The sequence below is a fragment of the bacterium genome (assembly GCA_024226335.1).
Lineage (GTDB): Bacteria > Myxococcota_A > UBA9160 > SZUA-336 > SZUA-336 > JAAELY01.
The window spans coordinates 1-11,875 of sequence record JAAELY010000270.1 but is presented as its reverse complement, the minus strand read 5'-3'; the positions used below and the strand labels follow the sequence as shown (position 1 = coordinate 11,875).

11 protein-coding genes and 1 pseudogene are annotated in these 11,875 nt (G+C 61.3%); 6 read left to right on the top strand and 6 right to left on the bottom strand.

Annotated elements, in window-relative coordinates; translation table 11 throughout:
- Positions 1-4 precede the first annotated feature (4 nt).
- Together GY725_14395 and GY725_14390 are read left to right on the top strand one after the other, a co-directional pair.
- Complete coding sequence (locus GY725_14395; GenBank protein MCP4005378.1) at positions 5-619, top strand: TetR/AcrR family transcriptional regulator; 615 nt, start codon at positions 5-7, stop codon at positions 617-619.
- Complete coding sequence (locus GY725_14390; protein ID MCP4005377.1) at positions 616-1,446, top strand: hypothetical protein; 831 nt, start codon at positions 616-618, stop codon at positions 1,444-1,446. The genes GY725_14395 and GY725_14390 overlap by 4 nt, the downstream gene beginning before the upstream one ends.
- Positions 1,447-2,057: 611 nt before the next feature.
- Here GY725_14390 and GY725_14385 read toward each other — a convergent pair.
- Together GY725_14385 and GY725_14380 are read right to left on the bottom strand one after the other, a co-directional pair.
- Positions 2,058-2,399, bottom strand: a pseudogene (locus tag GY725_14385) (hypothetical protein).
- A 113-nt stretch (positions 2,400-2,512) separates the two neighbouring features.
- Positions 2,513-4,201, bottom strand: a complete 1,689-nt coding sequence (locus tag GY725_14380; GenBank protein ID MCP4005376.1) for a hypothetical protein — start codon at positions 4,199-4,201, stop codon at positions 2,513-2,515.
- Between the two features lie 342 nt (positions 4,202-4,543).
- On the opposite strand from GY725_14380, the gene GY725_14375 reads away from it, so the two are divergent.
- Together GY725_14375 and GY725_14370 are read left to right on the top strand one after the other, a co-directional pair.
- The gene (locus tag GY725_14375) at positions 4,544-5,413 is read left to right on the top strand and encodes a 3'-5' exonuclease (GenBank protein MCP4005375.1); all 870 of its coding nucleotides are present in this window, start codon (positions 4,544-4,546) and stop codon (positions 5,411-5,413) included.
- Positions 5,410-6,876: a M48 family metalloprotease gene (locus GY725_14370; GenBank protein MCP4005374.1), complete on the top strand. Its 1,467-nt coding sequence runs from the start codon at positions 5,410-5,412 to the stop codon at positions 6,874-6,876. Before GY725_14375 ends, GY725_14370 begins: the two co-directional genes overlap by 4 nt.
- A gap of 417 nt (positions 6,877-7,293) precedes the next feature.
- On the opposite strand, the gene GY725_14365 is transcribed toward GY725_14370, so the two are convergent.
- From GY725_14365 to GY725_14350, 4 genes are all read right to left on the bottom strand, one after another.
- Positions 7,294-7,746 (bottom strand): hypothetical protein, encoded by a 453-nt coding sequence (locus GY725_14365; GenBank protein ID MCP4005373.1) that lies wholly within the window; start codon positions 7,744-7,746, stop codon positions 7,294-7,296.
- Positions 7,747-8,115: 369 nt separating this feature from the next.
- Positions 8,116-8,469, bottom strand: coding sequence for a helix-turn-helix transcriptional regulator (locus tag GY725_14360; GenBank protein MCP4005372.1), 354 nt, complete (start codon positions 8,467-8,469; stop codon positions 8,116-8,118).
- Positions 8,470-8,577: 108 nt separating this feature from the next.
- Positions 8,578-8,697 (bottom strand): hypothetical protein, encoded by a 120-nt coding sequence (locus tag GY725_14355; protein ID MCP4005371.1) that lies wholly within the window; start codon positions 8,695-8,697, stop codon positions 8,578-8,580.
- A 12-nt stretch (positions 8,698-8,709) separates the two neighbouring features.
- On the bottom strand, positions 8,710-9,126 hold the full coding sequence (locus tag GY725_14350) for a VOC family protein (protein MCP4005370.1): 417 nt from the start codon (positions 9,124-9,126) through the stop codon (positions 8,710-8,712).
- A 569-nt stretch (positions 9,127-9,695) separates the two neighbouring features.
- On the opposite strand from GY725_14350, the gene GY725_14345 reads away from it, so the two are divergent.
- Together GY725_14345 and GY725_14340 are read left to right on the top strand one after the other, a co-directional pair.
- On the top strand, positions 9,696-10,754 hold the full coding sequence (locus GY725_14345; GenBank protein MCP4005369.1) for a methyltransferase domain-containing protein: 1,059 nt from the start codon (positions 9,696-9,698) through the stop codon (positions 10,752-10,754).
- Between the two features lie 22 nt (positions 10,755-10,776).
- Positions 10,777-11,718, top strand: coding sequence for a hypothetical protein (locus tag GY725_14340; GenBank protein ID MCP4005368.1), 942 nt, complete (start codon positions 10,777-10,779; stop codon positions 11,716-11,718).
- Positions 11,719-11,875 lie beyond the last annotated feature (157 nt).

The following is an 11,875-nucleotide window of genomic DNA, read 5'->3' as shown; positions in this document are numbered from 1 at the left end:
GAACATGAAAACCGGATCCCAAGAGTCCCGCAAGCCCGGCAAGCCCGAGCAGACGACGGGAACTCGCGCTCGCATCCTCGACGCAGCTGAAATCCGACTGCTGGCCATGGGACCGGCGGGCCTCGTGCTGGAAGCCGTGGCCAGCGATGCCGGGATCAGCAAGGGCGGGTTGCTCTATCACTTTCCTTCCAAGGACGCGCTGGTCACGGGCCTGACCGAGCGCATGCTCGACGTCTTCGACGCCGCTCTCGATCAACTGATCGCCGCCGAGGGAGGCACTCCCGGCGCGGGCACGAGGGCTTATCTGGCGACCACCGTCCGACTGGACGGCGAACCGGCCGATAGCTCCGCCCAGTTGATGGCCGCGATCCTGGCCGCCATCGGCCGCGACTCCCCACAACTCGAAATGGTGCGCGAGCGTTTCGAGGAGTGGCACCAGCGCTTGCAATCCGACGGTCTGGATCCCACGACGGCGGCTCTGGTGCGACTCGCTGCGGATGGACTGTGGCTGTCGGCTCTCCTCGGGCTGCCCCGACTAGATCCGGACCTGCACGTTCAGGTGTACATGGCCCTGCTCGATCTTACGCAGCTGGGAAAGTCGAGCGCCGGAAACGCTTGAAACGTTCCGACGACGAAGCTGAAGAACTCGAGGGCGAGATCGCCCGGCTCGAAGCGCAGTTTCTCGAATCGGCCGAACACCTGCGCAAGATTCGCGAGCGCTTCCGCTTCGAAAGAGCGCGCTCCGAAGTCCGAGCCGAGATCGCCGAGATCCGCGACGAGTGGGACGGGGTGCACTACAAAGCCTGGATCTTCATCGCCGCCGCTGCGGTCGCGTTCCTGCTACTCGCCTACTTCTTCTACACGCAACTCGGTTGGTACGCCGATCAGCGCAGTCTACCGCCGAGTTCCGACTGGCTGCTCGACCGCCTGCCCGCAGTCGACTTGATTCCACTCCTTTCGTGGGGTTGGCTCGGACTTCACGCCTATGCCATCGGAATCGCGGTGCTCTACTACCCGCGCAAGATGCCTTTCCTGCTCTTCGTACTGGGCGTGTACTTCCTCGTCCGCACCGTGTTCGTTTTCCTCTCGCCGATCGGCGCGCCGGAACGCATGCTCGACATGCGCGAACTCGACTACTTGTTCCCAGAAGTGGTCGGCGTTTACACCTTTCAAAACGAGTTCATATTCTCCGGGCACACGGCTATGCCCTTCCTGTTTGCACTGTTCTTTGAGACTCGGATCCAGAAAGGCATCCTGCTCGCGGGATCGCTGGTCATGGCGACCGCCGTGCTGCTCACGAAGAACCACTACAGTGTCGACGTGATCGCAGCCTATTTCATGGGCTATGCGATCTACGCGTTGAGCCGGAATCTCTTCTACCTGCACCTGCGCCCGGTGTTCGCGGGAAAACCGCGCGAAGCCCCTTCGAACATGCTCAGGGCCTAGGGAACCTCTGCGAACCGGGCGCGTCTCGATGCTCTCGAAAGAAAGCCCGGCCCGCATCGCACCCGGGACACCCCAGGTGCGATGCGCAGGAATCAGCTGGAGTTCGATCCGTCGGGATCTTCGTCGCGACTGGTTGCCCAGGGCGGAAGATCAGGCGCGGCCTGTGCACTCGGCGGACTCTCCACAACCGCGACGATCTCGGGCTCTGGTGGCGGCGGAGGCGGGACTGCAACTGTGACATCCTCGGGTGGAACGAGCGCAGCGGGATTGTAGTAGTACCGCTCGCGCTGGATCTTGCCCCGGCGGATTTCGTGCACGGCCACTTCGCGCAGGTTGACCTTCGGGCCGCCGCGGAGCTTTACCTCACCATCCCATTCGATCGTAATCGTGTTCGGGCCGGTCCAGACGTTGAGCGCAGTGAAGACGACTTCTTCCTGAATCTGCGACCAGTTCTCAGCTTTCTCTTCCAGCCCGATGATTCCGACTGCAGGCTCGTTCGAACCCGCTTCATAGGATTCACAATCCGTCGAATACAGATCTTCCAGAGGAACGCTTCCGGGAGTTTGTCCGGCCTGCACGATCTTGCGCGCGAGTGCCTTCATGGGATCCACCGCGGGCGCGGAACTCGCACTGACCTTCTTGCGCGCCGGACTCTTTCGAGCGGGCTTCTTTGCGACGTGCTTCACGACTTTCTTCGGCGCGGCTTTCTTCGGCGCGGCCTTCTTGCCAGCCGTCTTCTTCCGCGCGGCCTTCTTCGGCGCCGCCTTCTTGCGCGTAACCTTCCGCGCCGCCTTCTTGCGGGTAACCTTCTTGCGCGCGGGAGCCTTCTTGCGGGTAACCTTCTTGCGCGCTGTCGTCTTCTTGCGTGCGGGAGCCTTCTTGCGAGCGCTCGTCTTCTTGCGAACTGGAGCCTTCTTCTTGCGTGCCGTCGTCTTCTTGCGCTTGGTGGCCATCGTATCCCCCCTATGACTGACCCACCGGAATCTTAGCAGCGCGATCCGTCTACCGTGGGAAATCTTGTACCCGTGGGTACTTTTCCGGGGCCGAGAGTCTTCGCAAGAGGCTCCTATTCGGCGATCTCTTCGTAGCGCAATCCACCTTCGGTCTCCCGCAGCAGCAGTTCCTGCTCTTCCCGCTCGCTGCGGATCGCCTCACCTTTTTGAAACGAGAGAATCTTGCGAACGCGAACGCGATGCAGACGCGCCTCGATCGTCCGGTACTCGAGCAGCTCGAAGCGAACGTCGATGGAATTGGAGCCGCGGTATATCCGGTGAAAATCCTGTTCGCTCTGAACAAAGCCGAGGGACTGACCGAGTTCGAAGTTTCGATCCCGGACGGACAGAGCCCAGTCCGCGAGGAAGTAGGCGATCTCACGTTGCAACGACGCGTCATCCAGGGGTGGCTCCAATTTCAAAGGAGGAGCGCTGCCGACCTCGGGCAGGAGGGACTCGCCGGAAGGCTTTTCGGCCACAGGAATCGGGGCGGGCTTCGGCTTTGCCGCCACCACAGGAATCGGATCGGGCTTCGGCTTTGCCGCCACCACAGGAATCGGATCGGGCTTCGGCTTTGTCGCCACCACAGGAATCGGATCGGGCTTCGGCTTTGTCGCCACCACAGGAATCGGATCGGGCTTCGGCTTTGCCGCCACCACAGGAATCGGATCGGGCTTCGGCTTTGCCGCCGCGCTCTCCGCTTCGTCGGGAATGGGAGCGGCGGATACACTCCGCTCGCGTGCGGCAGTCGGTTCGCGGTGCTGTCTCCGCGCCTGTTCCTCCTGGATTCGACGAACCTCCGCGATTCGCGCTTGCTCTCCAGGCTGTCCCGTCACCATGGCCAGGATCTGAGCGACGGTCCGGTCTCCTCCGCTCACGGTGTAGGCCGCCGCGGCGATCGCGAGTAGCAAGACGAGGCCCGCCACACTGGGAATCGCGCGGCCCAGGCCGCTGCGGCGCGAGGGCCGAAGCAGGACGCGATCGGACACGGGTGCGGCGATCGCCGGGGGCGAAATCTCTTTCGGCGCGGGCAACGCCAGTATCCGCACGGTCGCGTTCTCGCGCCCGCCGGAGTTGTCGGCAACTCTGGCCGTTAGCTTCTCGACCGCGAGGCCGGGTTCAGCAGAATCGAGCACTGCTGCGATCTCTTCCTCAGGTAGCGCCTCGCTGAGCGCCCGACTACAGAGCAGAATGCGATCACCGGGAAGCACCTCGACGCGACGCACCTCCGGCTCGACCCGCTGCGAGACCCCCAGGGAGCGCAGGAGTTCTCCAGATCTAGGATGGTTCACGGCCTCTTCGGCGGTCAGAATTCCGAGGCGAAGCCACTCGGAAACCACCGAGTGATCCCGTGAGAGCAGATGCAGGCGACCGGATCGATAGCGATATGCGCGACAGTCGCCCACCCAGCCGAGCCAGGCTGGACCGTCGGGTTGGTGGATCAGCGCCGCGGCCGTCGCGACCATCCCGGCACATCCCGGTTCCTCCCGAGCCGTATCCCAGATCGTTCTGTTCGCCCAGAAAAAACCGTCTCGCAGGCGCTCGTCGGGAAAGCCGTCACCATCGCCAAAAGCGCGCCGTATCGCCTCGACACAGATTCCCGCCGCGGTCTCCCTCCCGCCTTGACCGCCGGCGCCATCGCATCCCTCTGCGACGACCAGTAGACGCTCCGCCTTCTCGTTTTCGAAGACTCCGCTGGAGTCCGGCGTCTGAGGGCGACTGCGACCCGGGTCGCTCGCGGGGGCTGTTTCGGGTCGTTTCACCCTTGACCTGCTCAGCAACTGCTCATCCTCTCAATTCCGCTGCGCACCTAGCCGGCTGCAGAAAAACCTGCTCCCGTCACTACGCGGCGTGCTTCGATCCAGGGTTCTTCCGCAACCTGCCAGCTGGGGCGAATCGGCTTTTCCCTTCGCCTGACTCTACCCAGCCAGCCCGGAAAAGGTCAAGAAACATAAATATTCCGGAGACTTGCCGGTCTGATGCGCATTCTTCGAAGGCGCTTTTGAAGCTACACTCGAAAGTGTTCAACGAACAGGAAACCGCTGAAGGAGTTCATGTCGGGCAAGCCGAACCTCTGATAGTATGGCACGGGGGTTGTAGGCACTTTGCTCAAGGCTGTAAAAGATCGCGTGTGGGCTTTCGATCTCGAGTGGATTCCAGACCCGCTCGCGGGTCAAATCCTGTACGACCTTCCCGAAACCAGCAGCGCCCGAGAAACCATGCAACGCATGTGGCAGGAGGGGGGCGCGAGCGAAGAAGACCCGACGCCATTTCTCAAGCTGATCCGCTGTCGCATCGTCTCGATCGCGGCGCTTACCCGGCAGGTCCGCAAGGACGGTGAAGTCGTCCTCAACCTCACATCGTTGCCGCACGATCCCGACGATGCCAAGAGCCGCCGAGAAGCCGAAGTGATCGGTCCGTTCATGGATGCGATCGGCGAACAGCGACCGCAACTGGTCGGCTACAACTCCCTGGGATCCGACCTGAAGATTCTCGTGCAACGGGGCGTGGTGCTGGGCCTGCGCGCACCGGGATTCTGCGAGCGTCCGAACAAGCCGTGGGAAGGCATCGACTACTTCGCCCGGGGCAGCGACTGGAACATCGATCTTCAAGACATGCTAGGCGGCTTCGGCAAATCCGTGCCTTCGTTGCACGAGTTCGCCGTGCAGTCGGGCATCCCCGGAAAAATGGAGGTCGACGGCAATCAAGTCGCGGCGCTCTGGCTCGACGGCGATCACCGCAAGATCGTGCAGTACAACGAATTCGACGCGGTCACGACGTATCTGGTGTGGCTGCGCGTGGCGCACTTCTCGGGACATTTCAGCGACCACCAATACGAAGACGAGCAGAAGCGGGTGCGCGACCTTCTCAACGAAGAATGCAAGCGACCCGAACGAGCGCACCTCATGGCCTACCAGGAAGAGTGGGAACGCTTGCAGAACCTCGTCCTGGCACGACAAGACCCGACTGGATGAAGCGAACCCGTCTACTCGTTCTCGTTGCGCTCATCGCCTGGCTCGGTGGCTGCACGGTCAACCCGGTCACCGGCGAGAGCGAACTGGTATTGATGTCGCCCGAGCGCGAAGCCGCCCTCGGGGCCCAGGCGGCCGAACAGGTCAAGCAGGAGATGGGTCTGGTAGACGACCCGGAACTCTCCGCGTACGTACGGGCAATCGGGGCGAGGCTCGCCGCGAACTCCCCCAGACAGGACACGAATTACGAGTTCCGCGTGGTCGACATGCCCGAAGCCAATGCATTTGCGCTACCGGGCGGATACATCTACGTGTCGCGCGGGCTGCTGACGCTGTGCAACTCCGAAGAAGAACTCGCCAATGTGATGGGGCACGAAGTCGGGCACGTGGCGGCTCGCCACTCCGCTCAACGAGAAACGCGAGCAGCCGGGGCGGGCTTGCTGACGGCACTCGGCACGATCCTGGCCGGCGCCTACGGAGGCGCGGAGGCTGCCCAGACCGTCGGACAGATCGGCCAGGTTGCCGGTGCGGGACTGATCGCGTCCTATGGGAGGGATCAGGAACGCCAGGCGGACTCGGTCGGTCAACGCCTTTCGGCCCGCTCGGGCTGGGATCCCCATCAGATGAGTACCTTCTTGAGAACGCTGGAAGCCGACGGGCGGCTTGCGCACGGCAATCGCGCGCCCAGTTTCTTCGACTCCCATCCGGCGACACCGGAGCGCGTTGGGAATACCGCTGCACTGGCGGGAACTCTGGTCCGGGCTGCCACGCCGCCAATTGCGCGCAATCGCGCCGATTTCCTGCGACGCATTCGCGGGATCATGGTCGGGCCGAACCCGGCCGAGGGCGTGGTCGATGGCACGAGCTTCCTGCACGTGGGAATGGATTTCCGCATGAAGTTTCCCGACGGTTGGAACGTACAGAACGGACGTTCGGCCGTCGCCGCGATCAGCTCGGATCGCGGCGCGCAGATCGCGCTCGAGTCCCAGGGCCGCGGTTCCGACCCGGCCGTCGCTGCGAAGGCCTTCCTGCAGGAGCAACAGATCCAGATTGCAGACCACGGCGCTCGGCGAATCGCCGGCCTACTCGCCTATCACGTAGCCGGTACGGCAAACTCACAAGGAAGTTCAGCCGGCGTCTACCTGACGTGGATCGTGCACGACGGTGCGGTCTTCCGCATCACGGGCCTGACCGCGGTCGCGAAGTTCAAGAGCTATCGTCCGGCTTTCGAAAGAGCCGCGAGGAGCTTTCGACCACTGACGAGTCCCGAACGCAACTCCGTCGACAAACACCTCCTCGAAACGGCGACTGCGCGTGCGGGAGAAACTCTGGCTCGCTTTTCCGCGCGCACCGGAAATACCTGGAGCGCCGAGAAGACTTCCATCGTCAACGCGATCCGACCGGACGCGCGCCTGCGGGCCGGGCAACTACTCAAGATCGCCGTCGCCCGACGTTACAGGCCGTAGCGTAGCAACGATACGGACCCGTAGGGTTGTTCGAGTTCCTTCTCGAAGCGGTGGTGACCTTCCCTTCCTGGGACATCTCCGAAACCGGAGACCGCGTCCCGATGTGCAAATCTCCTCCTGGATTCAGGAGCCGTCTATCGGGCAACAAACCATCATCGCGACGGCGATCGAGGTCCCGAACCGGTCAGCGGTGCATTGAAGCGAACCCGCCCCATAAACGAGCGGAGTTGACTCACGGGTAGCTTGAAGAGCGTTAGTTCAGTTGAATAGCTACCCGGTTCAAGTCAGCCTGCGAAGAACCCCGGAAAGCTCAAAACCTTGAATGCAATGTGAAAGTTCCGGCGAGTACCAAAGAAAAAGCCCCCGCAGGCGCTGGCCTGCGAGGGCTTGAAACTCTGACTCCGGACCGCGGAGCGTCTATTCGCGCGGTCTTCCGATGAAGAACAGCACGACCAGCGACCCGAGTGCAAAAACGGCAATCGACGAGGGCTCCGGAATCGGATCACCGGGCTTCCTCGGCTTCCAGGACTTCTTGTACTTCTTTTTCAGGTTGCCGACCTTCTTGTACTTCTTTTTCGACTTCTTTTTCGACTTCTTCTTCGAACTGGTGGCCTTCTTCGACGTCCTCTTCGATCTGGCGAAGTCGTGGTCCTGCATCGTCGAGGTCGGATTCCCGACCTCGAAATCGATGGAGTGAATGCCGTTCCTGGACAGCGATTCGACCAGATTGTCGTCGCCGCTTTCGCTGTCGCGGTAGGAGCCCTGGCCACCCTCTGGGCCCGGTGTGAATTTCAATCCAAGTGCGTCGGACGGAAACCCCCAACCGATCAAACACACTGCAACCAATAACCGCATTCCCGGCTGAACCATCACCCGCTCCTCCATATTCCCGCTCCCCCTTGCCTGCTCAACAATCGACACTGCGAACTCGTCATTCCCAGGGGGGGGTGGGAACTCCTACGCACAGCGATTATGGGGTGTTTTGACAAGTAATTCCACAGGTTTTCCTGAGATTTCCACATATTTTTCGGAGACATAGAGTCCCGGCTAGAGAATCCGCACCCGGATTGCGTGAGCAAGAAAACATGTTGCCGGTTCGTCGCCGTTTTCGCTACCTCATCGCACGTGGTCGCTCTTGGGTGGGTTGGTGGGCTGCACCCTCGCTACTCGCGCGAACCCCGCCGTGCTTCAATAGGTGGATCTCGGGTAATGACGATGGACACCGCCGGCCACCACTCCCTATGACCCGCCCCATTTGTTGGCCCAATCCACCAGGGCCATCATCAGCGGCTCGGCGTCGCGGGCCAGCTTGGTCATAGCGAGGTCACCATCCGGGTTGTTCTCCACGAGGCCGGCCTTTTTGAGTTCCTTGAGCCTTGTGCTCAAGGTACTCGGCGACAGACCATCACAGAGTGCCCGGAGCTCACGAAACCCACGAGGCCCAGACCGGAGCTCCCAAAAAATCCTCAAGGTCCAGCGCCGGCCAAGGAGATCGAGCAGCTGCATGACTGGGCGGTTGCTCTTGGCCCCGTCCGCGATGCGCGCCGGAGGCGAGGCGCTACTTGCCCCGGCCCTTTTCTTCCTGACCGTCATCGCGATCTCCTTGCGCGACGCGCCCGGGCCCTGCAGTCTGCGATCACAGAGCCATTCACGCGGCACCCGCCTCGGAGAGTATGCGCTCGGCAATCCTCTTCTTGACTATCAGGCACAGCCGAGGGGCTCGCCGCCGCCGGGTGCCAGAACCTTCACGACATCGGCGCCCTGGTCTGCAAGGAGCATCCCGCAGAGCGAACCGACCGTTCTCGTTCCGATCTCGATCACCCGAGCGACTGCTCAGTTGTCCCATCGGAACCACTCCGCGGCGCCGCCGGACAGGCGTGAGGTATCAAACTCCAGAAGCTCGAGCAGCACTCCATCTGGAGCTTCGACCATGATGTAGCAAGTACCGGGCTCGCCTCGAATCGGTGTGCGAAAATGGACTCCGCCCTCCTTCATGAGCGACACCAGCTCGAGCAAGTCGTCCGTCTGGATACCGATGTGGTGGATGCCGTTCTTGCCGTTGCCTCGCGGCAGTTGGTCGTAGAAGTTCAGTCGACCATCTCCGATCCTCACCATGACGTTTCGGGCTCCAGCCACCGTCTCGTCTGCCAGCACTTCCGCTCCAAACCATTGGCGGTAGAAGTCGAGACTCGCGTCCAGGTCGGAGGCGAACAGATGGGTATGGTGGATCCGAGCATTCGGTTGCGACACGATGGCTCCTTCGCTTGGTAGAGGGCTTCGTAGGCCGCTCGATTCCAGTGATACGATTTTTGTACCATAGAAGTCCGGGAATGTCGATACGTTTTTCGTATCGGGATAGACGGGACGGAGTCCCTGTCGCGGTAGCTCACGCAAGCGACCAGGCCTGGCGGTTCAAATAGTTGAAACGCGAGGCAGTGGGATGATTCGATCCTCGCCACCTCCAGCATTTCTCGCTGAGGAGTCGATGCAGCGTTGCTTCTGTCAGACCCGGTTTGGGATTGCCGGTCAAGCCCGGTCGCTTGGCGACGCCTAACATATACCCATCGGAAGCTTCTTCAGCGTCCTCGAGCGAGAGTGAGGAATGCAGCGTCCATACGGAGTGAACGCGGGAGTGCACGCGGGAATGCACGCGGGAATGCACGCGAAGCCTCGAGCCGATGTCGATGCCCGCATCGAACGGTTCCATTTTTCAGGGAAGACCAGGAGATTTGAAGAACGAAAGATGAAGGTAGTAGACTCCTCTCGACGGTCCGTGAGTTCGGAATCTGTCTCAGCCACCGCTTAGCCAGGAGATCTAGATGGGAAATGATTATGCCGAGCGCATGAGGGAATACGCTCAACGGGTCATTGGCTACAAGACGGGGGAAGTCGTCTCACTGATGATCCACATCGGTGATGAACTGGGTCTGTATGAAGCGATGTCAGGCAAAGAAGGCGTGGATGCCGCCAGCCTCTCGAAAGCGACCGGCCTGAATGAACGGTGGGTCCTTGAATGGCTGCGAGGCCAGGGGGCGGCCGGCATCATCGATCACCTTGGAGGAGAACGTTTCCAGCTATCCGACGTCGCGACGGATGCGCTGTTGAATACCGACAGCCCCGCCAATATTGCGGGCTTCTTTTTCAAGTCCCCGTCACACGAAGTAATCGACAAAACGATCGACGCATTTCGAACCGGTCTCGGCCTCAGCTGGGGCGCGCATGGCGACGGCGCTTCGCATTTTCTTTGTCGCACCAACCGGCCTTTCCACCTGCAACTGGCCGATCGCGTCATTCCGCTGATTGATGGCATGGTTGAGCGGCTCTCGTCAGGTGGCGCGGTTCTGGATGTCGGATGTGGCTCCGGGACGGCTTTGACGGAACTCGCAAAAGCGTTTCCGAATTCGCAGTTTCACGGTATCGATCCAGCGACCAATATGATTGCAGAGGCGAAGGAACGCTATCGAGAGTTACCTAACGTCCGTTTCGAAGTCGGCTACGGTGAAGAGATGTCCGATAAGAACAAGTTCGATCTCGTGACGACGTTCGATTGCATGCACGATATGACGGATCCCAAAGGCACGATGAACGCCGTTCACCGCGCCATCAAAAACGATGGGGCGTGGCTGATCAAGGATATTCGCTCTCAAGACACCTATGAGGAGAATCTGGAGAACCCGGTTGCGGCGATGATGTACGGGTTTTCGGTGATGTACTGCATGTCGTCTGCCTTGTCGAAACCCGGGGGCGCCGGCCTGGGCGCGCTGGGTTTTCCTCCAGGCGTTTGCAAGAGCATGGGGGCCGACGCGGGTTTCAGCCAGTTCAAGATTCTGGACTTCGATAGTGATCCGTTCAATTTCTACTACGAACTGCGGCGGTGAGAGCGCTGTGGTCGAGTACAGCATGCCTTTGAAAGGAACTTCCTGGCACAAAGCACTCGTCGCACTCGTCGCGTGGTCACTGACCGCTTTTCTCGCAGCAGGCCGCGCAGAGGCGGACCCCTGGCCGGGGGATTCGGGGGTGGAGATCGGCGACGTCGGAGGAGTCGGAGGCCTGCCGTCGGGCTATGAACCCAGCGGTGCCGTCTGGCACACAGGACTGGGTGTGTTGTTAGTCGTTGGAGACGGCGGCCAGGTAAGCGAGATGGACGCGGACGGAACGAATGTCATCACGTGGTCTCCGGGTGGGGATCTCGAGGGCATCACCATCGCGGATCCTGATAGCGATCTGGTCTACCTCGCTCGCGAACACCCGGACGCCGTGCTCGAGTTCAACCTGAGGACGGGAACACTCACAGGCAATTCCTGGGACCTGACTGCGTGGCTCACCGGCTCCAACAACCAGGGACTCGAGGCGCTGACCTACGCCGACGGGTTGTTCTATGCGGGGCTTCAGGCCGACGGGAACATCTACGTGTTCCAGTTACTGCCTCTCGGTGCCGTCAATCACATCGAAACCCTCCCCGCCCCCTTTTCGCGCACGGACATCTCAGGCCTGCATTTCGATGCCGATACCGAGATTCTCTACGCGACCTACGACTCATCTGACGTGATCGTGGAGATGCAGAGCGACGGAACATTCCTGCGAGAGTATGACCTGGCGGGAAACGATCAGGAGGGCATCGCACTGCTGCCCGGCTGTCCTACAGGGGACGCGACGCTCTTCATCTCCGAGGACTCCGCAGAAGTCTGGCGTTACGAGGACTATCCGATCACGTGCGTCGCCGAGCCCATCCCGGCTCTGAAGTCCTGGGCGCTCGCGTTGCTCGCCGCGGCGCTCGGGTTCGCGGGCGTATCGCGTCCCAGAGCCCCCAGAATGAACAACGCTTTTGGGAACTACAGCTAGGGAAGCTCTGCACATGCGGCTGCTGTGCGCTGGTAGGTGATGGCTCGTAGTATGGGACGGCGCTCGTTGCCCGTTTCGGGCTTCGAGAGACGGATCGTCGTTCTGGGATCGATCACAAGGCGCACCTCTGCTGCGGGGGCATCAGCTGGTGGCGCAC